The sequence below is a fragment of the Enterobacter cloacae complex sp. FDA-CDC-AR_0132 genome (genome assembly GCF_003010695.1).
Classification (GTDB): Bacteria; Pseudomonadota; Gammaproteobacteria; order Enterobacterales; family Enterobacteriaceae; genus Enterobacter; species Enterobacter ludwigii.
This window is the reverse complement of record NZ_CP027618.1, coordinates 2122652-2148770: the sequence shown is the minus strand read 5'-3', so window position 1 is coordinate 2148770 and position 26119 is coordinate 2122652. Positions and strand designations below refer to the sequence as shown.

The following is a 26119-nucleotide window of genomic DNA, read 5'->3' as shown; positions in this document are numbered from 1 at the left end:
ACGATAACTTTTACTTCACGGTGTGCCAAAATAAGAATAGCCCTGCCATTTAAATAACCTCGGCAGGACATTATGAAAAAGACAATTATTAAAGCAACATGTATTAGCGCATTATTATTAAGTACCCAGGGATGGTGCGGAAATACCTCCGTCGATCTTCGCTTTGGTCATAATACGCGCTCAGACGTAAATGATTCACGTATTAAAGTGATGCATCAGGCTGATAACGGTTTTTACTTCTCCGTCGAAGCGGCGCAAAACCATAACGATACGTTCTTTGGTGATACCGACCGATATAATCCGGACGAAAAAGGGTTAACGGAGGCAGCACAGGAAATCGAAACGCGCTGGCGTTTTGATCTGGGAAATGGGTTCGCCATCGCGCCAGGGATGGTGACCGTCTTTACCGCCAGCAATACGCATTACCGCCCCTTCATCCAGGGCTGGAAAGCATTCGATAATGGCCTGAACCTGTCTGCCCGCTACCGCTATAATACCGTTAACGACGCGCACAGCGACAAACGCCTGGACGGCAGCGGCTACACCCGCCGCGAGTCGCACCAGTTCGACCTGTGGTTCGCGTACAACATCGGGAAATTCGGCATGTCCTATAACCCGCGCTTCCGCTGGCAGGATAATGTCGATCAGGGAACCGGGGATGATACCTACTGGGAGCACACCGTAGCGTTCAACTACAAGCTCGACGACGGCTGGACGCCTTACGTCGAACTGGTGTCGCTGGATAAAACCTACCTTACTCAGGATGGCAATCATGAAAATGATTACGCCATTCGTCTGGGTATCGTGAAACAGCTCTGACGGCCTGCCTACTCCGTATCGTGCTGCAGAAGCCTGCAGCCGATACGATCGACGGCGCTTAACAGGTCCAGCTGTCCCTCTCGCTGATATAAAGAGACGGCATTTATATCAATCGACAACGGCCAGCACAGCGTAGAAAGCCCGGCCAGCGTCGAACCCTGACGGGTAATCGCAATAATCTTTAGCCCCTTACGCAGGGCGTTACGCGCCATTTCTATCAGCGACTGCGTCTCCCCGGATTTACTGATCAACACCAGCGTGCCCTTCGATACCCGGGTCAACTGGTGCATATCATTCAGAATCAGGTGCGGCAGGCTCGCCAGTGACAAAAAACGCGACAGGTAGTTGAGGCTGGTGAGAGATGCCCCGCGTGCATATAAATAGATATGGCTGGAATGGGTCAGTAACCGGGACACGTCCACCACGATATCGTCTGCCTGCAGCCCCATCGCAGGCTCGGCAGGGACAGACGTAAAATGGTCGCGTAAAAACCGATAGCGAAGCTCGGTATAGCTTTTATAGCCCATTTTCTTACAGACACGATTCACCGAGGTGGTTGTCGTAAAAGTATCACGCGCAATCTCTTTTGCCGATATATCAGAAATATTGCGTGCGTGGTGCTGAATGTATTCAAATATCAACCGTTCACTTCCCTGAAATGAATTCATTTATTACGTCCTGTTAAAACCTAACAGGATATTAGCAGAATAGCGAAATAGTCTCTGGAAGGCGCTTCACATATTGCAACATAGCGTATGACGATACGTAATTAGTATTAGCAAACCTTAAACACTGTTTTAAGTTCTCTTTATACTTTCGCTATTTTCACACCCAGGGAATTATTACAATGATGAATCAAAAAATTATCGCTGTAACGGCTTGTCCTACAGGGATCGCGCACACGTTTATGGCGGCAAGTAAAATTATTGCATGGGCAAAAGAGCATAATATTGAGGTCAAGGTCGAAACGCAGGGCAGCGACGGCGTAAAAAACAGATTAACAAAACAGGATATTGCCTCCGCCACGGCCATTATTCTTGCAACCGACGTTCCCATTCAGGACGCAGAACGTTTTGAACACGTTCCTCACCTTCAGACCCGCACGCAGGAGCTGATTAAAAATACCGACCGCTACCTGCGTCAGGCGCTGGCCATGCAGAAAAACGTCACCACTGTGGCGGACGAAGACGCCATTCAGCGTTCGGCTTACCAGATTTTTATCGGCCATATCATGGCGGCCATCAGCTATATGTTACCGGTCGTGGTGATGGGCGGCCTGATGATGGCGACGGCCAAAATTACCGGGCAGTTTATAAACATTGAGCATTCGCCGTTCAGCGTGCTGGATAAAATGGGCTTTATGACCATCAAGTTCATGTACCCGGTCTTTGCGATGTATCTGGCCTTTTCCATTGCCGGTAAACCGGCGCTGATCCCCGGACTGATCGGCGGCATCATGTCAGATGAGGTCTACAAACGCTTCTTTGATATTGAAGGCTTTATGCCCTCCGGCTTTTTCGGCGCAATTGGCATCGGCTTTTTTGTCGGCTATCTGGTGCGCTGGCTGAATGATGCCATTCACGTCCGACAGCAGCTTACCACCCTAAAAACCATGCTGGTCGTTCCGCTGATCACCGGTATTACGCTGGTGATGGTAATGGAATATCTGATCAACCCGATTTTTGGTTCGCTTAACCAGCTGATGGTGGTCTTTTTTACCTCGGCGGGTGATACCGGACGCGGCTTCTATTCGGCCATGATCGCCGCGGGTACCGCGTTCGATCTCGGCGGCCCGGTCAACAAGGCGGCAGGATCGGTCGCGCTCGGCCTGAACGGCATGAGCGAGACTTTTGATTTAACCGCCCGCGAGCTCTCCATCGTGATTCCTTCTATTGGGGTAGGCCTCGCCGCGTTCCTCAATGGGCGTTTTGGCCTGCCGGACGTGTTCAGCCGTGAAGAGAAAACCGTTGGCAGCACTTCGTTATTGCTGGGCTTTATCGGTATTTCAGAAGGCGCTATCCCGTTCATCCTGAAAAACCCACGCCTGATCCCCGTGTTCATGACAGGAGCCGTCGCGGGTGCGCTGGTGGCGATTACCCTCGGCGTGAAGCAGACGTTGCCCCTGCCGGCTATCTGGGGCTGGCCGCTGGCGACCAATGTGGTCGGGTACCTGGCAAGCGTCTTTATTGGCGCACTGATTTGCGCCCTGGGCGTGCTTTATCTCAGCCCAAAGAACGCCAGATAAGGAGAGCGCAATGAGCCAGATCCACGTCATAGCCCATACCCACTGGGATCAGGAGTGGTATTTCACCCGCCAGGACAGCATGGTGCTGGCGTCATATAACTTTGCGGAGGTCATCGAGACGCTGGAGCAGGACCCGGCCTGGCAGTGCTATCACCTTGACGGGCAGATGGCGGTGGTGGATGACTTTCTCGCCATCAATCCCGATTACCGGCCCCGGCTGGAAAAACTGGTCAGGGAGAAAAGCGTGTTTGTCGGGCCGTGGTTCACCCAGACGGATACCTACAACGTTCACGGCGAATCGATTATCCGCAATCTCAAATACGGCATCTTCGCCGCTCGGGCGCTGGGGCATGCCATGCAGGTCGGTTATCTGCCGGATACCTTTGGGCATAACGCGCAGATGCCCACGATTTTGCAGGGCTGCAATATCGATAACATCGTTTTCTGGCGCGGTATCGACCACGACACTCAGGCCAAAAACAGCCAGTTTCTCTGGCGCGCGCCCTCAGGTGCAACCATCTTCGCCTGTGCAATGGCGCTGGGGTATGGTGCGGCCAAGAACATGCGCGCGGAGGCCAGCCATCTGCACGGCAAGATCTACCCGATGGTGGATCTGCTGCGTTCACGGTCGCAGATTGACGACCTGCTCCTGCCCTGCGGCGGCGATCAGGTCAGCATCGACCCGGCGCTGCCGCATATCCTGCAGGCTGCCAGCGCGCACTCTCCCACGCAGGACCGTTACGTCCTCAGCTCGCTGGAGCAGTACGTCGCTCTGCTGCGCACAAAACGGGAACAACTGGCATTATGGGAAGGTGAGCTGAAATCGCCGCGCTACACCCGCATTCACAAAACGATCGGGTCTGTGCGTTACGATATCAAAAAGAAAAATGCCGACATTGAGCAGTTCATCCTGCGACAGCTGGAGCCCACCATCGCCATGGCGCGTCATCAGGGCATTCCGGTCACGCTCCCGATTGTGGACACCCTCTGGAAGAAGCTTCTGCGAAGCCATGCCCACGACTCCATGGGCGGCTGCAACAGCGATGCCACTAACCGCGACATTCTTCATCGACTCGAGCAGACAGAGCAGCTTTGTCACAGCCTGTGGAATCTGGTGGTGAAGTCACTGGCCGCCACATGCTGTCAGGAGGGTGACCTGCTCATTTTCAACCCGCTGGCCACCCCGACCCGCTGCGTGATCCACACCACCCTGTACAGTCGGGCCGACAATATCACCCTGACGTATCAGGGCCAGCCGCTGCCCTTCGACGTTCTGGAATGCGAGACGTTACCCGGAGGAACGGCCATCTCCCTCACCTGTGAGGGTGAACGCGAAACGCACCTTCCGCCTTATTTCCGCTGGCATGTTGTTCTGCAGACGCCTCTCCTGCCGCCGGTGGGCTATATCACCGTCAACCTAAAAGACACGCCGGCTCCGTTTGCCAGGACCCGCGCCGCGAAAGGAGAGGCGATAGAGAATACGGTTTATCGACTGACGCTGGAGGCCGGTACGCTGGTGCTTGAAGACAAACGCAACGCCAGGCGCATCACGTCGTTATTCAGTCTTGAAGACTGCGCGGATGCCGGAGACAGCTATGATTTCTCGCCGCTCGCGGGCGATGTACCGACGCGCTGCGCGCATTTCACGCTGATCGACTGCAGCAAAACCCCTCTTTGCCAAACGATGGTGCTTGAGGCGGTCATGTCGCTGCCGCCGGATCTCGCTGGACGCCGGGAAAATACCCGCACGCCGTTATCGATACGCATAGTGTGCGAGTTACGTCACGACGATCCGAACCTGCATGTTGATAGCTCGCTGGTAAACAGCCACTGCGATCACCGGCTGCGTTTACTGATCAACAGCGATATTTGCACCCGTCACTCCCTCGCCTCGCAGCCGTTCTCGATAATCGAGCGCGAAACGGGGTACGACGATACTCACTGGCAGGAGCGCTATCGTGAGAAGCCCGTGGATATCGAAACCAGCGAGGGCATTATCGCTATCGCGCAAGCGGGCAAAGCGCTGGTCGTGAATAGCCGCGGCATGAAAGAGTTTCAGGTTATTGGAAGCGATCCGGCAGTCATTGCCCTGACCTTATTCAAATCAACCGGCGTACTGGGGCGCAGCGATCTTGACTGGCGACCTGGCCGGGCGTCTGGCATTAACAATACGGTGGTCGACACGCCCGATGCGCAGCTGCTCAAACCGCTGCACTTTTCCTTCACCGTGGCGCTGGCCGATAACGCAGACCATCTGACGCTGCGCCAGCTGGAGAATCAGGCGACGGGTCACCCCTTCACCTATCAACGGCAAACGCTGCATACCCTCGATAACCGGCTTGAGCGTTTTTCGCTGCGCCTGCCCGAACGCACGCTGCCGGCAGAATTTTCGTTATTCGCCTTACCGGAACCGCTCGTTCTTTCAGCCCTGCCTCATGCGCAACGATCGCCTGGCACGATCGCCCGCGTGTTCAACGCCGGGACGCAGCCTGTCCCTGTTCCGGCTGGCCTGGCAGAGCGTCCCCAGCTCAATTATCTGGAAGAACACGTGCCATCGGTGACGACGATCCCTCCTTCTGCGACCTGTGATTTTTTGATTGAGGCTTAACATGAACTTGCTTGAACTCACGCACCCCGAACTGGTGTTTATTAACCCACCCTGCCGCACGCCTGAAGCGCTGATCCGCTGGCTCTCCGAACCGCTTGTCGGGCGAAACGTCATCACCGATAAAGACGCCTTTATCCAGAGCGTCTTACACCGCGAAAGTGAAGGTCCCACCGCGCTGGGCGAAGCGCTGGCCGTTCCGCACGGTAAATCAGACGCGGTGCAGCAGGCGGCGTTTTGCCTGGCGCTTTTTGATGAGCCGGTTATCTGGCCGGGGCTGGAAGGCGATGAAGCGGTCAGGATGGTTTTTCTGCTCGCCATCCCGCACGCCGAGGCCGGCAGTACGCATATGCAGCTGCTGACGACGCTGACCAGTTCGCTGGCGGAAGAGCGCGTGCGTAACGCGCTTCTGGCGGCGCGTACCGGCGAAGAAGCGTTGTCCGCGTTGCGCAGAGAAACGCCACAAAACGCGGACGCCGAACCCGGGCGCTCACTTGTTATCCCGCTGATACTGGGGAGTATTGCGGCGGCAGCCTTTCTCCAGGCCGGACTGAACTGGGCATGCGGTGTGAGTTAACCGACTGGCGCTCGGCACATGCTGCTGAGCGCTTGTTTTTGTTGAATAATTAATCAGAATTTTCCCTCTCGTCTTTACAAACGCTGGAGTGCCCGTCGTTTGTACTCTCGTCTTTTTACTTTGTTCTGAATCAAATAAATCGCAAACATGTTTGATGCAAATCACTATATGTAGCACTTAAAATGCACGCCGACCCAACATATTGTATTTATCGTCTACTATTCCAACAACAAGACGGCGACTCAGCTCTCCGGAATTGTGGATAACACGCGTTGGGAACGAGGGAAGTCTCTGGCCTGGCTGACAATACGCCCGGTGAACACTTCTCCACCTCTGTGGATAACCTGTTTTTAAAAATGGAGTGATCATGACACCGCATGTGATGAAACGTGATGGCTGTAAAGTGCCGTTTAAATCAGAGCGCATCCAGGAAGCCATTCTGCGTGCAGCTAAAGCAGCGGGTGTCGATGACGCAGATTACTGCGCCACCGTCGCAGAAGTCGTTAGCAGCCAGATGAACGAACGCAGCCAGGTCGATATCAATGAGATCCAGACCGCGGTTGAAAACCAGCTGATGGCGGGCCCCTACAAGCAGTTAGCCCGCGCCTATATCGAATACCGCCACGATCGGGACGTTCAGCGTGAGAAACGCGGTCGTCTTAATCAGGAGATTCGTGGCCTGGTGGAGCAGACCAACTCCGCCCTGCTGAATGAAAATGCCAACAAAGACAGCAAAGTGATCCCCACCCAGCGCGACCTGCTGGCCGGCATTGTTGCCAAACACTATGCCCGTCAGCACCTGCTGCCGCGCGACGTGGTCTCGGCGCATGAGCGCGGTGAGATCCACTACCACGATCTCGATTACTCGCCCTTCTTCCCGATGTTCAACTGCATGCTCATCGACCTGAAAGGCATGCTGACCCACGGTTTTAAAATGGGGAATGCCGAGATTGAGCCGCCAAAATCGATCTCCACGGCCACTGCGGTCACGGCGCAGATTATCGCTCAGGTCGCCAGCCATATTTACGGCGGCACCACCATTAACCGCATTGATGAAGTACTGGCACCGTTCGTCACGGCAAGCTTCAATAAACACCGTCAAACCGCTGAAGAGTGGCAAATCCCGGACGCCGATGGCTACGCGCACTCCCGTACCGAAAAAGAGTGCTACGACGCGTTCCAGTCGCTGGAATACGAGGTGAACACCCTGCATACCGCCAACGGTCAGACGCCGTTTGTGACCTTCGGTTTTGGTCTGGGTACCAGCTGGGAATCACGCCTGATTCAGCAATCTATCCTGCGCAACCGTATCTCCGGGCTTGGTAAAAACCGTAAGACAGCGGTGTTCCCGAAACTGGTGTTCGCTATCCGCGACGGCCTGAACCACAAGTTTGGCGATCCTAACTACGACATCAAACAGCTGGCGCTGGAGTGTGCGAGCAAGCGCATGTACCCGGACATTCTGAACTACGACCAGGTGGTCAAAGTGACCGGCTCGTTTAAAACGCCGATGGGCTGCCGCAGCTTCCTCGGCGTGTATGAAGACGAAAACGGCGAACAGGTTCACGACGGCCGTAACAACCTCGGTGTGATCAGCCTCAACCTGCCGCGTATCGCCCTCGAAGCCAAAGGCGACGAAGCGGCCTTCTGGGCGCTGCTGGACGAACGTCTGCAGCTCGCACGTAAGGCCCTCATGACCCGTATCGCGCGTCTGGAAGGGGTGAAAGCCCGCGTTGCGCCCATCCTGTATATGGAAGGGGCCTGCGGCGTACGCCTGAAGGCGGACGATGACGTGTCGGAGATCTTCAAAAATGGTCGCGCGTCGATTTCTCTGGGCTACATCGGTATTCACGAAACGATCAACGCGCTGTTCGGCAACCAGCACATGTATGACAGCGACGCCCTGCGTGAAAAAGGTGTCGCCATTGTTCAGCGCCTGCGCGATGCGGTTGACCAGTGGAAAGACGAAACCGGCTACGGCTTCAGCCTGTACAGCACCCCGAGTGAAAACCTGTGTGACCGTTTCTGCCGCCTGGATACCGCTGAATTTGGCATTGTCGAAGGGGTAACCGACAAAGGGTACTACACCAACAGCTTCCACCTCGACGTTGAGAAGAAGGTGAACCCTTACGACAAGATCGACTTTGAAGCCGCGTATCCGCCCGTCGCGAACGGTGGCTTCATCTGCTACGGCGAGTATCCGAACATTCAGCACAACCTGAAGGCGCTGGAAGATGTCTGGGATTACAGCTATCAGCACGTACCGTATTACGGGACCAACACCCCGATTGACGAGTGCTACGAGTGTGGCTTTACCGGTGAGTTTGAGTGCACCAGCAAAGGCTTCACCTGCCCGAAATGCGGTAACCACGATGCGGCTCGCGTCTCGGTGACCCGCCGCGTGTGTGGCTATCTCGGGAGTCCCGATGCGCGTCCGTTTAACGCCGGTAAGCAGGAAGAGGTTAAGCGACGCGTGAAGCATTTGGGGAATGGGCAGATCGGTTAAGGCGTCGGGGGTTTCCCCTCACCCTACCCCTCTCCCTCAGGGAGAGGGAACCGAACGCGCACCTACGTTTTCCCCTTCTCCCGGTGGGAGAGGGCTGGGGTGAGGGCACCCGCGCACACACACTCTGGACATCTTCTTATGCGATATCATCAATACTATCCCGTCGACATCGTCAACGGCCCCGGCACCCGCTGCACTCTGTTTGTCTCAGGCTGCGTCCATGAATGCCCCGGCTGTTACAACAAAAGCACCTGGCGCGTAAATTCAGGCCTGCCGTTCACCGCGGAAATGGAACAGCGGATCATCCACGATCTCAACGACACGCGCATTCCCCGCCAGGGGATTTCACTCTCCGGTGGCGACCCGCTTCACCCGCAAAACGTGCCGGACATTCTGAAGCTGATAAAACGCATTCGCCGCGAATGTGCAGGAAAGGATATCTGGGTCTGGACGGGTTATAAGCTCGAAGAACTGAATGCTGAACAGAGGGAAGTGGTGGATTTGATTAACGTGCTGGTTGACGGCAAGTTTGTGCAGGATTTAAAAGACCCTGCGCTGATCTGGCGCGGCAGCAGCAACCAGGTTGTGCATCATTTGCGGTGATCGCTAAAGCCGTTTGTTTACGTCATGATAAACGGCTGATTTCTCTCTCTTACCGATAGCAATAACACATACCGTCACAACGTTGTCCTGAACCTGATAGACCAAACGATAACCCTGGGATCTGAGTTTTATCTTGTCGCAATCAGGCAGGCCATGCAGGCGAGCCGATTCAACCCTGGGGTTCACCAACACGTTCGCAAGCTTCTACTTAAACTGATTTTTTACAGTATCACCCAGCCTGGTCCACTCCTTGAACGCCCTCGGATCAAATACGAGTTCATAAGTCATCCAGCCTAACCTTAATTCCTTTTTGCGGATTAGCCAGCCGCTCCCGGACTGTGTGTATGAGTTCATCTTCACTGTCGCTGACAGTGACCGTTTTCACCGGCATACGCCCCGTCTCCGCAACGTACTGAAACAGTAACCGAACGGCTTCCGTTGGCGTGATATTGAGTTTTTCAAGCACGGCATAAGCCTCGTTTTTGAGTTTGTCATCCAGACGGACGTTCAGCGTGGCCATTATGTCTCCAGTGAAATCGAATGTGTAATGCATTTTAGCATTACATTTGCATTACATAGAATTCTGGATAACGTCTCTCAAAACCGGCTCACACTCTCCATCGCCACCGCTTTAAACCCGGCGAAATCATTGCAACTGCACAGCCGTGACATGGCGCGCTCACGCAGGAAAGTCACGAAAATATCGTAAATCGCCATCGCCTCTTCGTACTCGCGCTTGCTGATGGCGAGCAGGAAAATCACATGGGCAGTTTCATCCCCCCAGGCAATACCCTGCGGTGCCAGCACGGTGTAAACCACCGTTTTTTGTGCCAGTAGCCCGAGGGAGTGCGGTAGCGCAATGCCGTCGCCCAGCATGGTGCTGACGATGGCCTCTCGCTCCACGACCGAATCCAGAAACTCCGCGCCAACAAACCCCTCTTCTTCGAGCTGCTCGCACAGCTCCCGGAACAGCGTTTGCTGGTCAATCGGCCTGTCGATAATGCGGAAATGGGCGGCATCGAAGTATTTATCCAGCATCCACGGGCGGGTTCGGTCCACCAGCACCAGCTTACCTATCTGCTCAAGCTGGTAGTCCGTCGGGAACGGGGCGATCATCACCACCGGTTTAGACTTTTCGCTCACCCGGGCGGTCGAGATAACAAAGTCTTCGCCGATCGGTTCCGCCAGCTCATACTCGCGCAGCGTGAGCGTGCGGGTCACCTCAATCTGCGGATATTTGCGCTGCAACACCGCTTCAATCATCCGGACCATCGCATTCCCGGCATCGCAAACTAACAGCACCCGCGGCTGGCGCTGGTAGCCGATGTTGTAGTGGCGCTCCAGCCCGACACCGATATGCAGCACCAGGAAACCGATCTCGTTTTCGCTGATCACATACGGCGTGTATTTCCCCCAGCTCGACACTGCCGCGAGGGTCATATCCCACGCCATCGGGTAGTGCTGCTTGATGTTATCCAGAAGCGGATTCGGGATCATGATTTGATAGCGCACACGGGTGATCATGGTTTTGATGTGGGTGAGCAGATCCGCATGCAGTTGCTCGTCGCTGAGCAGGTTGTAGTTATAGTGGGTATTGATGTAGCGCAGGATGTAATTGACCAGCGCTTCGTCGTCATCGGCATTGATGGCACTGGGGGCAATCTCCTGGATCTGACGTGCCGCGATGTGAACGCAGAGCCAGCTCTCTTCTGAAGGCGAAAGCGCTTTATCCGCCAGCTGTTGAATGGTCACAGCGATGTCTTTCGCCGCCTCACGGACATTCTCGGCCACATCTTCTGCGTGAAATTCCGGCAGCGGATAGCCTTCGCTGATGCGACGCACCGACACCGCACAGTACAGGCGCAGGAACAGCTCGCCCTCGTCAGTCAGACGAATGTGATGCCGCGTCAGCGCATCATGCAGCACGGGAACCATCTGCTCCGCGACCCCCGCATTGAGCGCAACGTCGGTCACCAGCGGGTTCAGGCTATCCTGCTGCGCCAGCTCCCAGAGCAGATCGGTGAGACAGGCGCGGGTCGCCATCTCGCTGCCAAACAGCTTCATGCCGTGGCGCGGTCGGGTTTCCAGCGTCAGGTTGTAGCGGTGGAACCACTCGCGCACTTCCACCATGTCACTTTGCAGCGTCGCACGGCTGACAAACCACTCATCCGCCAGATCCTCCAGCTTGAGCGAAAACGCGGAGGTAAGAAAACGGACCACCAGATAGTGCACGCGCTCCGGCCCGGTGCGGGGAATGCGCAGCGCGCGCGGGTGGGAGGACTGAAGCTGCTGATAGCGTTCTGCATCGTCAATTTTGAGCTGATAGCCATTGCCGCGGCTGAGAATAAACTGCGCGCCGTGGCTCGCCAGCAGCGCGTTCAGGGCGGTGATATCAGCGCGGACGGTTCGCGTGGAGACCGACAGCCGCTGCGCCAGTTCGTCCTGCGGCAGCGTCTCGTTTTGCAACAGATCGAAAAGTTGCGCTAAACGTTGGTTCGGAAATCGCACGGGGTTGTCCTCTTACGGCTTAGGGTGAAATGACCATCTGGGATGGGCTGCCGACCGGGGTATAGTCCGGCTCGGCGCTGAGTTTGCCGTCCTGCGCCACGCGAAAACGGGTAATGTTGTCGCTGCGCTGATTCATGACGTACAGCCAGCGCCCCTGTTTGTCGAGCGTCAGGGTGCGCGGGTAATCACCACGCGTCCACACATCGTCCTGATGCGTCAGCGTGCCATCCGCTGTTACGGTAAAGTGCCCGATGCTGTTATGCAAACGGTTAGCCACATACAGCTGTTTGCCATCGGCACTGAGCGCCAGCCCGGCGGCAAAACTGGTGCCTTTATAGCCGTGTGGCAGGGCGGAGAGGGTTTTCCCCTCCTGCAGCCTGCCTCGCGCATCCAGCGTATAGTGCGTGAGCGTGGATGCCTCTTCGTTAATCAGCCATAACGCATCGCCTTTCGGCGTAAAGACGAAATGCCGCGGACCGGCCCCTTTCGAGGAGGCACTGATAAACGGCGGATCGTTCGGGGTCAGCTTGCCTGTTTGATCGTCAAAACGGTACTGGTAGATACGATCCAGACCCAGATCGGTAGAAAAAACGTATTTCCCGCGCGGATCGGCGGCGATCATGTGCGCATGGGGGCCATTGTGATCGCTAATGGCAAAACTGCCTTCCACCGCCGCCACCGGTTTCGCCGCGCCCGGCTCTCCCCGATCCTGATGCGTGTCCGTGGTCTCCCCCAGACTGCCGTCTGCATTAACGGGCAGAACAGCAATCGAGCCGCTGACGTAGTTCGCCACCAGCAGGTGGTGACCCTTTGGCGTCAGGGAGAGATAGACCGGCCCTGCACCGCCGGACGCCATCTGATTAAGCTCGCTCAGTTCGCCGTTATCGCCCACGCGCAGCGCCTGCACCACGCCCTGCTCCACTTCGCTCGCCAGATAGAGCGTCTTACCATCCTGCGAGACGGTGAGCTGCGCGGCGTTTGGCAGCGTGCTGACCAGCGTTTTATTCGACAGCGCGCCAGTGTGAGGATCGACCGTAAAGCGGTACAGCCCCTCGCCGTTGGGGTTGTACGTCCCGACCCAGGCGTACTGCGTCTGGGCGATGGCGGTGGTAGCGAGTAACGAGAGTGAAGCGACGAGCAGATTGCGGGTGTGCATGGTGGCTCCTTTGGTTTTGTGCGGTTTGTGCCCCTCACCCTAACCCTCTCCCCAAAGGGGAGAGGGGACGATTACACCCTCTCCCCTTTGGGGAGAGGGCCGGGGTGAGGGGTAAAGACTACTTAGCCAGCTTCTTCGTCATCTCCAGCAGCGTACGCACATCTTCCGGACGCGTGTCGCCGCTGGCTTTGTCGATAATCGAGCTGTAGATATGCGGAATGATTTTACTCACGCCCGCATCAAGGGCGATCTGCAGGATCGCTTCATAGTTCTCCAGATCGATCCCACCGGTCGGCTCCAGCCAGAAATCGTGACGGGCGCAGGCTTCCGCCACTGCCTGGTATTCGTCCCGACACGCCAGGCCTCCCATCGGGAAGTATTTGATGGAGCTGCCGCCAAAATCTTTCAGCAGGGCAATCGCGGTTTCAACCGGCACAATGCCGTCCGGCGCCGTGCTGCTCAGCGGACCGGTGGAGATTTTCACCTTGCCAACGGTGCCGGTCGGAGAGACCAGGCCGTTGACCACGGATTCACTCTGCCCCAGCAGCGCACGGCTGGTTGCCACGCCGGTGAACACCTGGTTAACGTGCTGCGGCTGCACCTGACGGGCGATCTCACTGACCATCGCGGACTGGTTCGGATCGCCCGCGCCGAGGCCCACAGAGAGCGCATTATCGATAAGCTGAGCGTAGTCGCGCATATCGGCAACCGCACTGGCGACATCCGGGTAATTTTTGGAGAGCACGCCCACCAGCACGTGGCCTTCCGCCGCCTCGTAAATGGCGCTGGCGTTGGCTTTCGATCCTGCCAGCACGTTCAGGCAGACGCGGTCACGGTAAAAGTTGGGGGTCAGTTTCATGCCTTTTTCTCCTGTCCTAACACTTCACTCATGCGGCGATAAACAATGTTCAGCTGATCGGCATTCACGCTGCGCACGTCCGCTTCGATAATCCCTTCGTTGGCCTTGTAGCCACGGAAGTAAATGGCGTACTCGCCCTGCTTCAGCGCGGTCACCAGGTCGCCGGTGCCAACACCGGTGGTGGCTTCATCAAACTTAATCTCGGTACGGGCGATATCGCGACCGGCACTGTCCCAGACCACGCGTGCCGTCACGCCGTTAAGGGTATTAAGCGCGTCAATAAATGGCGTCATCTTCGCCACCATCTCTTCGCCGCTCTCTTTGGTCGCCGTCAGGTAGTGTTCGATGGCACAGGTGAGGCCGAGGATCCCCTCTTTACCCACTTTCATTGCGCGGCCAATCCCCGCCGTCTGGCGTTTCACCCACTCAACATACTGCGTTTTGCCGATCACCAGCCCGCTGGTTGGCCCTTCAATCGCTTTCGCACCGCTGTAGATAACCAGATCGGCACCGGAGCGGTAGTAAACGTGAAGATCTTCTTCCGCGGCCGCATCCACGATCAGCGGCAGATCGTGCTTACGCGCCACCACCGCCGCCTGCTCTACGCTGAGCATGCTTTTCTGCACGCAGTGGTGAGACTTGATGTAAAGAATGGCCGCGGTACGTGGCGTGATGGCCGCCGCCAGCTGATCGGCGGAGCATTCGTTCGCGTAACCCGCTTCCACCAGCTTGCCGCCGCCCAGCGCCACCATAGTGCCTACCGGTGCGCCAAAGTTAACGTTATGGCCTTTCGGCAGCACGATTTCGTTGTTCTCAATCGGGGTGACGTGCAGGTTCTCCAGCAGCCAGTCGCTGTCTTTGACCAGCACCGCCGCCACGGACTGGGCGATGCCCGCTGACGCGCAGGAGACCACCGTCGCCCCTTCCACATCCAGCAGCTTCGCGATGTATTCGCCGGTTTTGTTGACCAGATCCTTCATCTCGAAATAGTGATTCATGCCATCCATCGCCGCCTGCACCACGTCCGGGCGCGGCGTGGAAACCCCCAGCGCCGTCATACGGCCTGAGGTGTTGATGACTTGCTTTAAGTGATACTTCTCATAAATCGAAGGCATGTTCCGTGCTCCCTTGTTCGGTCATGTAGCCCTTGCCTGCGCGGATGGCGGCAAGCGGCACCAGAATGTGTTCAGCCTGCAGGCTGTCATTTTCAGCATCCACCAGCAGCGTTGGCTGGCGTTTTATCGTGAACAGCGTCAGGTCGGCATCGAGGCCTGGCTGAATACGGCCTTTGTGCGTCAGACGCAGCCCGTCGGCGGCATTCGCGGTGACGCACTCAATCACCTGCGGCAGCGACATGCCGATGGCGAGAAACTTCGACATCACGCTTGCCAGCGACCCTACCGGGCCGTTAATGCGGTTGCGGCAATAAATATCCGAGCTGATGGTGTGTGGCAGAATGCCCATCGCAATGGCGCGTCTCGCCACCTCAAAGCTAAAGCTCGCGGTACCGTGCCCGACGTCCAGGCGCACGCCGCGTTTCAGGGCGGAGGTGATGGACGCACGCAGTTCACCGGAGGGCGTCAGAATGCGGTTCGGCTTGCCGTTGTAGCAGTGGGTGATGATGTCACCTGAGCTGAGCAGGTCGGCAATTTCATCGAGGTTGGGCGGGTTGTTGCCGATGTGCACCATCAGCGGCAGGTCGCCGTTCTCTGCCTGGATGGCTTTCGCGCGCTCAAGCGGCGTTATGCCGTTTTCGCCGACCACGCTGCTGCTCATGCGCGCTTTCAGGCCAACGATAAAATCCGGGTAGCGCGTAACGGCCTGCTTCACGGCCTTCGCATCAATGTTGGCCATATTGGCCAGTTCGTTCTGGGCAATCAGCCCCACGCGGGAGATGTTCAGTAAGGCATAAACGTCGGTTGAGGCTTTACGGGTGATTTCATAAAAATCGTCCACGTCATCCGCGCCGGTACTGCCGGCATCCACCACCGAGGTCACGCCGGTGGCGATGCCCACGCTGTCCGGTTCGTCGTGATAAATAGGGGAGTTCGGGTAGCAGTGAACGTGGGAGTCAATCCAGCCTGCGCTGACGAACACTTCACCGTTCAACTCAACCGTTTTGCGGGCGGGCGCGGTAATGTCGCCCAGCGCCGCGATTTTTCCGTCCTGAATGGCGATATCGGTCAGGGTATCGTCGGTGAGGCGCGCACGGCGCAGGAGTAAATCAAACATGAGGATCTCCTGATAAGGCGGGCGCCGAAGCGCCCGCGGGCATTAAAGGGCGACCGGGAACAGCCAGCCCAGAATCATTGCACCGAGAATGGCACCACCGGTAATCGGCTTCTGCCAGATATAGAACAACAGCGCACCTACCAGAGAGCCGACGCCAATAGGAATGGAGGCGGTCATGGCGCTGAGGATAATCAACGGCCCGAGGAAACGACCGGAGGCGTTACCGGCCCCCATCATCACGTCCGCCCCGTAGGTGGAGTTGCTCTGATTGATGGTGAACTTACGCGCCAGGATGATGACGTAGCCAATTGCCAGGCCAATCACCAGGCCGGTGATCAGCGCGGCGATAAAGTTGGTCACCGGGAACATGATGCCCGCGCCCAGCAGCAGCGCCGGAACCCCGAGGCCCACCCCGGTCTGGATCGCCCCGCCGATATCAAGGATACCGACCAGCGACCCTTCGATAATACGGGCGAACAGGAAGCTCGCACCGAACGCCGCCACCGCGCCGTAAACGCCGGTATCCATCCCCGCTTTCAGCATCGCCACGAAGGCCACTTCGTTGAACGCGCCGATGCCGTAGAGGTAGTACATATGCGTCCCGGCGAAAACACCGGAAGAGAGCAGGCCAACGAAGATCGGGAACGACCAGTCGGCATACCAAAAACCTTTATTCTGTTCCATGTCGAGGCTCCTGTTATTTACCGCTGAGCGCGTTGTGGATCATGTCGAGCCAGTTCGGCACGGTCAGATGGAAGGATTCGATCATCTTCATGTCGAAGCCACGGAAGAAACCGCTCAGCACGAACAGCGCCACGATGGCCGCCATCATCACTTTGGTGACGTGGTTCCATCCGCTCTCTTCAACGCCCTTACCGATCAGGATACCCAGCACCAGACCCGGTACGGCGTTACCCATGATCAGCTGCGCCGCGCCGCCAAAAATGGTGGCCCAGAAGCCCGATTTTTTACCCGCATCGATGGCGGCCAGCCAGAAGATCACCGGCATCACGGTGTTGACCAGCAGGTTTGCCGCAGGCACCAGCACCTTCACGGCGGTCACCTGAAGCGCAGCCGGAACAGAAGAGGCGGTGAGGTTAAGGAAGGTGACGACAATCATGCCGATTACGCCGCAGGCAATCGCCATTTTGCGCGGATCGTGCAGCGTTTCGCCGACGTTACGGTTTTTAATCATCAGTGCTGCAGCACCCCAGTTCGGGATGATGCGGTGATCAACGTCCTGTGTGAATGCACCTGCGGCCACGGAAGAGGCCCAGGCGTTAAAGAAGAAGCCTAACCCAAAGGAGAAGTGAGAAGCCGGATCCCCTTCACAGGAGTTCAGTTCCCCCAACGTACGAAACGCGCCCATACCCTGAGTGGTAGGCGCATGAAACATGCGTGCAGCCCCGGCCCCCACACCGACGCCAACCAGGCCGCCAATGATGAGCGATTTTATTAATATAATTAAGAACATCAGTCTGCCCTTTTATGAATAATCAGCGTTGCGTGACGAAATCCACCTGGTCGAGATTGATGGCAGTCACGTTGACGGTCACATCCAGCTCCACGCTGTAGGTGCGTCTTTCCCGGCGCAGAAAGAAGAACAGAAAAGCTTCTTTACGCACCGCTTCTTGCGCCTGAACGACCTGCACATCCTGTGGCTCAATACGCAGTAAGATATGCGGTGAGGCTTTCATCACCGCGGCCTGAACGTGGTTGAGCGCATCAGCAAAGGCGCGCGCTTTAGCGTCGCCTTTGCCCTTCACTCTCACCGTGGTTGTGAACTGTTCTTTCATGCTTATGCGCCGTGTTTCTTCTGCCACGCCTGAACCAGACGCTCGCCCAGCTCTTCTTTATCCATAAAGCCAAAGCCCAGCACATTGCAGCCTTCATTGATGGCGGTGACGCCTTCATCCACTGAACGCATGCCGTATTTGGCTTTGTAGCCATATTTGGTTTGTGCGGTGATGGCACCCGCGCCGCCGCTGCCGCAGAAGGAGATGCCGAAGGTGGCATTTTCCGCTTTCATCACGTCACCGAGCTTCATGTCTGCCGCCACACCCGGCACGACAACCGCGCGTCCACCGGCTTTTTCAACACCTGCCGCCACTTTCTGACCTTTACCCAGGCGATCGCCAATCACGACTGTAATCTGTTCCATGTGTTGCTCCTTAAAGGTTGTCTTTTGCGACTTCGAAGTGAACGGAGAGCAGCCAGGCCTCTTCATCAGGAAGGTTGCCAAACTGCGCGACCACTTCACGGGCAAGCCGCATTGAATCGGGAGAAATTTCGTCGAACAGCTCGGCTTCAACCTCCGGCAGCGGCTCGCCGGTCACGGACCGGTGCGCCATCGCGCGAACGTGGGAGGTGAGCATCTGTTCCTGTACTGCGTTGGGGATGATGTTGTGCCGGGCCAGCAGGGCATACACCTGCGCCAGCATGGTGTTAGCGAGCTGCTCTGTTTGCACCGCCTGATCTCCAACGTCGTTCATTACCGCTCCGTTAATCACTCGTCTTACCCCGTTAATGGCTCTGGAATAAAACTAACGTTGGGGGGGAATTGTTTGTAGCGAGTTGTTTTCCACTTCGAAGTGGAAAGGCGAGCACCGGCAGTGATCTGTGCCACATAAATATGCTGAATATAGATAAATCACTGTATTTACGTGATGAATATCACGCTATCTGACGGCAATTAAGGGGGCGTGGGAGCGAAAAAGATTATGGGCAGGCGTGCAAATATGTGAGGTGGATAAGGTTTTCTTATGCCCGGAAAGCAAACATGCGGGGGCGATTAACCGCCCCCGCACGGGGAAAGCGCGTACCGAGAATTAACGATACTTTTTGTGATAGGTATTACGCGTGGTCACAAACTGGTCGGCTGCCGCCTGGGCTTCCTTCACTTTGCCTTCGTTGGCAAGCTTCAGTGCACCGTCAATCTGGCCGACCAGCACGTCAAAGCCGTGGCGGTAGTCTTTCATCTCAGCGCTGTCTGCCGCTTTATTTTCCAGCTTTGGCGGCGTGGATTTCTGCGCGTCCAGTGCCGCTTCACGCATTTTGGTCAATGCGCCTTTCATTTCCGCCGCATTGTCCGTTTTCTGCACCACCTTCAGGTTTTCACTGAGGATGCCCATGTCGTCTTCGAGATCGGCAGCAAACGCAGAAGAACCAAGAACCAGCGTTGACGCTGCGACGATCGCTAACAGGTGTTTACGCATTGCTCACTTCCTTTTTTATTATTAAACGCCTTTACGGGTATTACTGCCCGGCGATTTTCATCTCCGGTAAGAGGACTGAACCACACTGTATATTGCTACGTGTTTCAATATCGTTACCGACAGTAACAATATTGCGCCACATGTCTTTCAGGTTGCCGGCGATGGTAATTTCGCTAACCGGATACTGAATTTCACCGTTCTCAACCCAGAAGCCCGCTGCGCCGCGCGAATAATCGCCGGTAATGCCGCTTACGCCCTGGCCCATTAACTCAGTGACGACCAGACCGGTGCCCATCTCTTTAAGCATCTGCTCAAAGCTCAGGCCCTGACCCGCGATTCGCCAGTTGTGAATGCCGCCCGCGTGACCGGTGCTTTTCAGACCCAGCTTGCGCGCAGAGTAGTTGGTCAGCAGCCACTGCGTCAGAATGCCGTCTTTGATGATATCGCGGCGCTCGGTGCGCACACCTTCGCTGTCGAACGGCGTCGAGGCCAGCCCTTTCAGCAGGTGCGGATGCTCTTCAATGGTCAGCCATTCCGGCAGGATCTGCTTGCCCAGCGAGTCGAGCAGGAACGTCGATTTACGGTAAACGGAGCCCCCGGCAATCGCCCCCACCAGGTGGCCAAACAGGCCGGTCGCCACTTCATTGGCAAAAATGACCGGGGCTTTCATGGTGGAGAGTTTACGTGGCGACAGACGGGACAGCGTGCGCTGCGCGCATTCTGCGCCAACCCACTCAGGAGACTGCAAATCGCCCAGCGCGCGACCGATGGTGTAGGCGTAATCACGCTCCATATCCCCGTTCTCTTCAGCGATAACGCAGCTGGAGAGCGAATGGCGCGTTGAGCAGTAGCCCTGCAGCATCCCGTGGCTGTTACCAAACACTTTGATACCGTAGTGGCTGTTAAAACTTCCGCCTTCGGTATTGGTGATGCGTTTATCGGCCTGCAGGGACGCCTGCTCGGCACGGGCAGCCAGTTCGATCGCTTCGTCCGGCGTCACTTCCGCCGGGTGGAAAAGATCGAGATCCGGGGCATCGAATGCCAGCAGCTCTTTGTCGGCAACGCCGGCGTAAGGATCGGGCGAGGTGTAACGCGCAATATCCAGCGCAGCCTGCACCGTACGGGCAATGGCATCCGGGCTGAGATCGGTCGATGACGCGCTGCCTTTGCGATTCTGGTGATAAACCGTGATCCCCAGGGCGCCATCGCTGTTGAATTCTACATTTTCCACTTCGCCGTAGCGGGTGCTGACGCTGATGCCGGTGGTTTTGCTTACCGCCACTTCGGCGCCATCTGATTTACCTGAAGCGAGCGTCAGCGCGGTGGAGACGGCTTCTTCCAGAATCTTACGCTGCGCTTCAACTTGTGAGGTTACTTTCATCGCAAATGCCATACTGTAAGAGAGAGTTAATTGAAGTCTAACAGAGAACCGTTTTTCAGTGCGCGTCTTAACTGGTAACATTAGCCTCTTTTTTTAAGGAGCCTGACATGACTAAGCAGCCCGAAGACTGGCTCGACGACGTTCCCGGTGATGACATCGAAGACGAAGATGATGAGATCATCTGGGTCAGTAAAAGTGAAATTAAACGTGACGCCGAAGAGTTAAAACAGCTTGGCGCGGAAATGGTAGAACTGGGTAAAAACGCGCTGGATAAACTCCCGCTCGACCAGGATCTGCGCGATGCCATTGAACTGGCACAGAAAATCAAGAAAGAAGGCCGTCGCCGTCAGCTTCAGCTTATCGGTAAAATGCTGCGTCAGCGTGACGTTGAACCGATCCGCCAGGCGCTGGACAAACTGAAAAACCGCCACAACCAGCAGGTTGCGCTGTTCCATAAGCTTGAGCAGATCCGCGATCGTCTGATTGAACAAGGTGATGATGCGGTACCGGAAGTACTGAACCTGTGGCCGGATGCCGATCGCCAGCAGCTGCGTTCGTTGATCCGCAATGCCCAGAAAGAGAAAGAAGCGAACAAGCCGCCGAAGTCTGCACGCCTGATTTTCCAGTATCTGCGTGAGCTGTCTGAAAACGAAGAGTAAGCACAGCATCGTTGAGTGCCCTTAACCCCGCCCCTCTCCCTGTGGGCGAGGGAGAAAAAGCCCGGTAAGCGTGAGCGCTACCGGGCTTTTTTTTACTCGGCGACCGCCTGCGCTTTCTTCGCCAGACCGTCCAGCAGCTTCTGATGGATCCCACCAAAACCGCCGTTGCTCATCACCAGAATGTGATCGCCTGGCTGTGCGGCTTTCACCACCATATCCGCCAGCGCATCCACATCCGCACTCCAGTGCGCAGGCTGAATGCAGGCATCGGCCACTTCGGCCACCTGCCACGGAATATGCTGCGGCTGCAGCAGGAAGACTTCATCGGCACGCCCTAAGGATGGCGCAAGATCGTCTTTGCAGATGCCCATTTTCATGGTGTTCGAACGCGGTTCCAGCACGGCCAGAATGCGGGCGGTCCCGCCGACTTTGCCGCGTAAAGCTGCAAGCGTCGCCAGAATGGCGGTCGGGTGATGCGCAAAATCGTCATACACCGTGACGCCGTGGGCTTCACCGCGCAGCTCCAGACGACGGCGGGCGTTAATGAACGAGCCTAACGCATCCGCCGCATCCGCAGGCTGAACGCCCACATGACGTGCCGCGGCAATCGCCATCAGGCCGTTGTGCATGTTGTGCTCGCCCACCAGGCCCCACTTCACCTCACCCACTTTCTCACCGTCGAGCAGCACTTCCCACTCGGAGGCATCCGCGTTAAGTTTTTTCGCCTGCCAGTGCCCCTGCTCGCCCACCAGCTCCTGCTCGCTCCAGCATCCCATCGCCAGGGTTTGCTTCAGGTTGATGTCGTTTTCCGGCAGGATGATGCGGCCCTGACCCGGAACGATGCGCACCAGATGGTGGAACTGTTTCTGAATCGCTTTCAGGTCGTCAAAAATATCGGCGTGATCGAACTCAAGGTTGTTGAGGATCAGCGTCCGCGGGCAGTAGTGCACAAACTTGGAGCGCTTGTCGAAGAACGCGCAGTCATACTCGTCGGCTTCGATCACGAAGAACGGGCTGTCACCCAGACGCGCAGAAACATCGAAATTACCCGGTACACCCCCGATCACAAAACCTGGCTTATAACCACAGGCTTCGAGGATCCAGGTCGCCATTCCGGCGGTCGTGGTTTTGCCATGCGTTCCGGCTACGGCAACGACCCAACGGTCGCGCAGCACGAAATCATGCAGCCACTGCGGGCCAGACATGAACGGAATGTTGCGTTCCAGAACCGCCTCAACGCACGGATTACCGCGGGTCATGGCGTTGCCAATGATCACCAGATCCGGCTCAGGATCCAGCTGGCTGGCATCGTATCCCTGAATCAGAGAGATGCCCTGTTTCTCCAGAAGCGTGCTCATCGGCGGATACACATTGGCGTCCGAACCTGTCACTTCATGGCCCAGAGAGCGCGCCAGCATTGCCAGTCCGCCCATGAAAGTGCCACAAATCCCCAATATATGAATGCGCATACGTCACTATCCTTCTTCAATGTGGCGCACATTTTACTCACATGTCAGCGACAGCGAAACGCATTTCAGGTAAATCCGTATATTGCTGGCGCGATTCACCTCTGCGCTAATATTTGAATGTTTGTTAAGATTGTTGGGCTTTAGTCGTTTTAGTGAACATACAATCGCTCTACTCACAAAGATGCAGGGAAAGTGTTATGAAAACGTTAGGTGAATTTATTGTCGAAAAGCAGCACGAGTTTTCTCATGCTACGGGTGAACTCACTGCTTTGCTGTCGGCAATAAAGCTGGGCGCTAAGATCATCCACCGTGATATCAACAAGGCCGGTCTGGTCGATATCCTGGGTGCCAGCGGTGCCGAGAACGTTCAGGGCGAGGTTCAACAGAAACTCGATCTGTTCGCAAATGAAAAACTGAAAGCTGCACTGCGCGCGCGCGACATCGTGGCGGGTATCGCCTCCGAAGAAGAAGATGAAATTGTCGTTTTCGAAGGGTGTGAACACGCTAAATACGTTGTGCTGATGGATCCGCTGGACGGTTCCTCTAACATCGACGTTAACGTTTCTGTCGGTACCATTTTCTCCATCTACCGCCGCGTCACGCCTGTTGGCACGCCGGTGACAGAGGAAGATTTCCTGCAGCCGGGCAGTAACCAGGTGGCGGCCGGTTACGTCGTTTATGGCTCCTCCACCATGCTGGTGTACACCACGGGCTGCGGCGTTCACGCCTTTACTTACGATCCCTCGCTGGGCGTTTTCTGCCTGAGCCAGGAACGTATGCGCTTCCCGGAGAAGGGCAACACCTACTCCATCAACGAAGGCAACTACATCCGATTCCCGAACGGCGTGAAGAAATACATCAAGTTCTGCCAGGAAGAAGATAAAGCCACTCAGCGCCCGTACACGTCCCGCTATATCGGCTCGCTGGTTGCTGACTTCCACCGCAACCTGCTGAAAGGCGGTATCTACCTCTACCCAAGCACGGCAAGCCACCCTGACGGCAAGCTGCGTCTGCTGTATGAATGCAACCCAATGGCGTTCCTGGCCGAACAGGCTGGCGGCAAGGCGAGCGACGGTAAAGAGCGTATTCTGGACATCGTGCCGGAAAGCCTGCACCAGCGTCGTTCGTTCTTTGTCGGCAACACCCATATGGTTGATGACGTTGAACGTTTTATCCGTGAGTATCCGGACGCATAACCCATAACACGGGGAGCCCTTCAGGCTCCCCGCTTCATTTATATATTTTACCGTATAAGTGTTTATAAAAAACACGCTTTAATATTCGGTTTTGCTCCTGCATTATTTCCATAACAGTTTGACAAATATTTCCTGGAGCCTAACCGTCATGAAAAATTATTCCCGTGCTAATACCGGCATTGATTTAAATCTTATCCCTGTTTTTATTGAAGTGGTCCGCTGCGGCAGTATGGCAAAAGCCTCTGTACGTCTGGAGATGTCGCGCCCCGCGGTGAGTCTGGCATTAAAACGCTTTAATCAGCTGTTTGACGAGCCGCTATTTTTCCGCAAAGGGTTATATCTTGAGCCGACTGAAAATGCATTAGCATTAACCCAGTCTCTGGAAATATTAATGGGCGATATTCACGATAATATTGGCGCATTAAATTCAGCGACACATAAAACCCCGACGCAGAATGCGCCGGGGCGGGAAAATATTATGCCGCTGTCTGAGCCGTCAGTTTAAATGATGCCATGGCGTCCATCAGCTGACGCGATTGCTCTTCCAGCGAGCGCGTCGCGGCAGAAGATTGCTGGACCAGCGCCGCATTCTGCTGCGCGGTTTCGTCCATCTGATTCACGGCAATATTCACCTGCTCAATGCCGCGACTCTGCTCCTGGGACGCGGTCGCAATCTCGCGCATCAGTTTGGTCATGCGCAGTACTTCTGTTGCGATCTCATCCATCGTTTCGCCAGCCTGCTGCGCCAGCTCGCTGCCTTCGTTTACATGGGTCTGAGAATCACTGATAAGCGAACGGATCTCTTTTGCTGCGTCAGCGCTGCGGCTGGCGAGGTTTCGCACTTCACCGGCGACAACGGCAAACCCGCGCCCCTGCTCACCCGCGCGCGCTGCTTCCACCGAGGCGTTCAGCGCCAGAATATTGGTCTGGAAGGCAATGCCGTCAATGACGCTCAGAATATCGGCGATGCGTGCCGAACTGCCGGCGATATCACGCATTTTTTCAATCACGTAGCAGACCATTTCGCTGCCGTGATCGGCGGTGTCAGACACGGATTTCGCCAGCTGGTGCGCCTGCTCGGCGTTGTCTGCATTGAGTTTCACCGTGGCGGTGATCTCTTCCATGCTGGCGGCCGTCTGCTCAAGCGATGTCGCGGTGGATTCCGTGCGCTGGGCAAGATCCATGTTCCCCGCCGTCAGCTCGCGGCTGCCGGTATCAATTTGCGAGCTGGCATCACGTACCCGTAAAACCGAGTTCATCAGAGACTGCCGCATCCCCTCAATGGCCGCGTTCAGGCGGTTAAACTCCTGGCTCGCCGGGTCATTCAGCGTATGGGTTAAATCGCCCGCCGCCACGTTCTCCAGCTGAGCAATGGAGGCCGAAAGCGGTTTGAGCAGCATGTGACGCAGTACCAGCCACGCCAGCACAATAATGCCAGCCGTCAGCAGCGCGGCCACCACGATCAGGATCAGTACCCGGTTTTTGCTCGACTGCACGGCCTTCACTTCCGCTTTCCCGCGCGCTTCGCTCCATTTCTGAAAGACCTGCATATCATTATCAAACTGCGCCGCCACCGGGATCAGCGTGTTCTCCAGCAGATCGTAATAGCTGTCTGCGCTCTGATCGTTCAGGGCTTTCAGCATCGGGTCGATCCCCTGCTGGTTATAGGTCGCCAGGCTCGCGGCCACCTTATCCAGCAGTTTTTGTCCCTGCTCATCCGCCACCCCGCCGTCGATCACGCCTTTCAGCATTTTACGGGCCTGGGCAATCTCCTGGTTGATGGTTTTCACCGATTTGGCCGCGTCATCCAGCATGCCGATTTCCATCATCCGGACCGCCTGACCCGCTTCATTACGCGCGCGCAGGATCAGGGTATAGCCAGAATTAAGCTGCACCATCTGCTCACCCTGAAGGTGGTTGATGCGCTGGAGTGAAGAAGAACTCTGTGTGAGGGCATAAATGCCAATGCCGCTGACAATCAGCAGCAGAAGGGTCATAACGGCCAGTAAAGAGAGCAAGCCGGTACGAATCGATAGCGTTTTAAGCATGATATTATTTCCGGTAGCGAGATATTTCTGGGCATAAAAAA

General features: G+C 56.2%; 25 protein-coding genes and 1 pseudogene. 9 read left to right on the top strand and 17 right to left on the bottom strand.

Annotation, left to right across the window (positions count from 1 at the left end):
- Positions 1-72: 72 nt before the first annotated feature.
- Positions 73-819 (top strand): oligogalacturonate-specific porin KdgM family protein, encoded by a 747-nt coding sequence (locus tag AM379_RS10415; RefSeq protein ID WP_025205757.1) that lies wholly within the window; start codon positions 73-75, stop codon positions 817-819.
- 8 nt (positions 820-827) lie between these two features.
- Here AM379_RS10415 and AM379_RS10410 read toward each other — a convergent pair whose 3' ends face one another.
- Positions 828-1487, bottom strand: coding sequence for a MurR/RpiR family transcriptional regulator (locus tag AM379_RS10410; RefSeq protein ID WP_032679520.1), 660 nt, complete (start codon positions 1485-1487; stop codon positions 828-830).
- Positions 1488-1666: 179 nt separating this feature from the next.
- On the opposite strand from AM379_RS10410, the gene AM379_RS10405 reads away from it, so the two are divergent.
- The 5 genes from AM379_RS10405 to nrdG all read left to right on the top strand — a co-directional run bounded on the left by AM379_RS10405 (position 1667) and on the right by nrdG (position 9355).
- Positions 1667-3064: a PTS fructose transporter subunit IIC gene (locus AM379_RS10405; protein WP_072031469.1), complete on the top strand. Its 1398-nt coding sequence runs from the start codon at positions 1667-1669 to the stop codon at positions 3062-3064.
- Between the two features lie 10 nt (positions 3065-3074).
- Complete coding sequence (locus tag AM379_RS10400) at positions 3075-5672, top strand: glycoside hydrolase family 38 C-terminal domain-containing protein (RefSeq protein ID WP_032679518.1); 2598 nt, start codon at positions 3075-3077, stop codon at positions 5670-5672.
- Between the two features lies 1 nt (position 5673).
- Complete coding sequence (locus AM379_RS10395) at positions 5674-6246, top strand: PTS sugar transporter subunit IIA (RefSeq protein WP_032679517.1); 573 nt, start codon at positions 5674-5676, stop codon at positions 6244-6246.
- A 367-nt stretch (positions 6247-6613) separates the two neighbouring features.
- Positions 6614-8752, top strand: a complete 2139-nt coding sequence (gene nrdD / locus AM379_RS10385; protein WP_032679516.1) for an anaerobic ribonucleoside-triphosphate reductase — start codon at positions 6614-6616, stop codon at positions 8750-8752.
- A 138-nt stretch (positions 8753-8890) separates the two neighbouring features.
- The gene (nrdG, locus tag AM379_RS10380) at positions 8891-9355 is read left to right on the top strand and encodes an anaerobic ribonucleoside-triphosphate reductase-activating protein (RefSeq protein WP_032679514.1); all 465 of its coding nucleotides are present in this window, start codon (positions 8891-8893) and stop codon (positions 9353-9355) included.
- Between the two features lie 3 nt (positions 9356-9358).
- Here nrdG and AM379_RS10375 read toward each other — a convergent pair.
- The 14 genes and pseudogenes from AM379_RS10375 to pmbA form a co-directional block, all read right to left on the bottom strand.
- A pseudogene (locus AM379_RS10375) lies at positions 9359-9643 on the bottom strand (type II toxin-antitoxin system RelE family toxin).
- Positions 9633-9875, bottom strand: a complete 243-nt coding sequence (locus AM379_RS10370) for a type II toxin-antitoxin system RelB/DinJ family antitoxin (protein WP_032679513.1) — start codon at positions 9873-9875, stop codon at positions 9633-9635. The pseudogene AM379_RS10375 and the gene AM379_RS10370 overlap by 11 nt, the downstream one beginning before the upstream one ends.
- Positions 9876-9952: 77 nt before the next feature.
- Complete coding sequence (locus AM379_RS10365; RefSeq protein ID WP_014168384.1) at positions 9953-11863, bottom strand: BglG family transcription antiterminator; 1911 nt, start codon at positions 11861-11863, stop codon at positions 9953-9955.
- A 19-nt stretch (positions 11864-11882) separates the two neighbouring features.
- Positions 11883-13019 carry a lactonase family protein gene (locus AM379_RS10360; protein WP_106503673.1) on the bottom strand — a complete coding sequence of 379 codons (1137 nt, stop codon included), beginning with the start codon at positions 13017-13019 and terminating at the stop codon, positions 11883-11885.
- A 118-nt stretch (positions 13020-13137) separates the two neighbouring features.
- Positions 13138-13878, bottom strand: a complete 741-nt coding sequence (gene dagF, locus AM379_RS10355; protein WP_014168382.1) for a 2-dehydro-3-deoxy-phosphogluconate aldolase — start codon at positions 13876-13878, stop codon at positions 13138-13140.
- Positions 13875-14993, bottom strand: coding sequence for a DgaE family pyridoxal phosphate-dependent ammonia lyase (locus AM379_RS10350; protein WP_014168381.1), 1119 nt, complete (start codon positions 14991-14993; stop codon positions 13875-13877). The genes dagF and AM379_RS10350 overlap by 4 nt, the downstream gene beginning before the upstream one ends.
- Positions 14977-16110, bottom strand: a complete 1134-nt coding sequence (locus AM379_RS10345; protein WP_032679511.1) for an amidohydrolase/deacetylase family metallohydrolase — start codon at positions 16108-16110, stop codon at positions 14977-14979. Before AM379_RS10345 ends, AM379_RS10350 begins: the two co-directional genes overlap by 17 nt.
- Positions 16111-16152: 42 nt before the next feature.
- Positions 16153-16794 carry a DUF4310 family protein gene (locus AM379_RS10340; RefSeq protein ID WP_014882285.1) on the bottom strand — a complete coding sequence of 214 codons (642 nt, stop codon included), beginning with the start codon at positions 16792-16794 and terminating at the stop codon, positions 16153-16155.
- Between the two features lie 13 nt (positions 16795-16807).
- Complete coding sequence (locus AM379_RS10335) at positions 16808-17584, bottom strand: DUF4311 domain-containing protein (protein WP_014168378.1); 777 nt, start codon at positions 17582-17584, stop codon at positions 16808-16810.
- A gap of 22 nt (positions 17585-17606) precedes the next feature.
- Positions 17607-17906: a DUF4312 family protein gene (locus AM379_RS10330; protein ID WP_006810338.1), complete on the bottom strand. Its 300-nt coding sequence runs from the start codon at positions 17904-17906 to the stop codon at positions 17607-17609.
- 2 nt (positions 17907-17908) lie between these two features.
- A complete protein-coding gene (locus AM379_RS10325) occupies positions 17909-18271 on the bottom strand; it encodes an SFCGS family glycine-rich protein (protein ID WP_003830384.1) in 363 nt (120 codons plus the stop codon).
- 10 nt (positions 18272-18281) lie between these two features.
- Positions 18282-18620: a glycine dehydrogenase gene (locus tag AM379_RS10320; RefSeq protein WP_014168376.1), complete on the bottom strand. Its 339-nt coding sequence runs from the start codon at positions 18618-18620 to the stop codon at positions 18282-18284.
- Between the two features lie 318 nt (positions 18621-18938).
- A complete protein-coding gene (gene cybC / locus AM379_RS10315) occupies positions 18939-19325 on the bottom strand; it encodes a cytochrome b562 (RefSeq protein WP_014168375.1) in 387 nt (128 codons plus the stop codon).
- A gap of 40 nt (positions 19326-19365) precedes the next feature.
- Entirely contained in the window at positions 19366-20718 is a 1353-nt protein-coding gene (gene pmbA / locus AM379_RS10310) for a metalloprotease PmbA (protein WP_032679509.1), read from the bottom strand.
- A gap of 95 nt (positions 20719-20813) precedes the next feature.
- On the opposite strand from pmbA, the gene yjgA reads away from it, so the two are divergent.
- A complete protein-coding gene (yjgA, locus tag AM379_RS10305) occupies positions 20814-21365 on the top strand; it encodes a ribosome biogenesis factor YjgA (RefSeq protein WP_014168373.1) in 552 nt (183 codons plus the stop codon).
- 92 nt (positions 21366-21457) lie between these two features.
- Here the strand turns inward: yjgA and mpl are convergent, their stop codons facing one another.
- Complete coding sequence (mpl, locus tag AM379_RS10300) at positions 21458-22834, bottom strand: UDP-N-acetylmuramate:L-alanyl-gamma-D-glutamyl-meso-diaminopimelate ligase (protein WP_025205787.1); 1377 nt, start codon at positions 22832-22834, stop codon at positions 21458-21460.
- 197 nt (positions 22835-23031) lie between these two features.
- Between mpl and fbp the strand changes: the two genes are divergently transcribed.
- Positions 23032-24030 carry a class 1 fructose-bisphosphatase gene (gene fbp, locus AM379_RS10295; RefSeq protein WP_020882906.1) on the top strand — a complete coding sequence of 333 codons (999 nt, stop codon included), beginning with the start codon at positions 23032-23034 and terminating at the stop codon, positions 24028-24030.
- 148 nt (positions 24031-24178) lie between these two features.
- Positions 24179-24535, top strand: a complete 357-nt coding sequence (locus AM379_RS10290; RefSeq protein ID WP_025205788.1) for a helix-turn-helix domain-containing protein — start codon at positions 24179-24181, stop codon at positions 24533-24535.
- Here AM379_RS10290 and AM379_RS10285 read toward each other — a convergent pair.
- Positions 24507-26078: a methyl-accepting chemotaxis protein gene (locus AM379_RS10285; RefSeq protein WP_068795281.1), complete on the bottom strand. Its 1572-nt coding sequence runs from the start codon at positions 26076-26078 to the stop codon at positions 24507-24509. The two genes, AM379_RS10290 and AM379_RS10285, sit on opposite strands and share 29 nt — an antisense overlap.
- Positions 26079-26119: the final 41 nt, after the last annotated feature.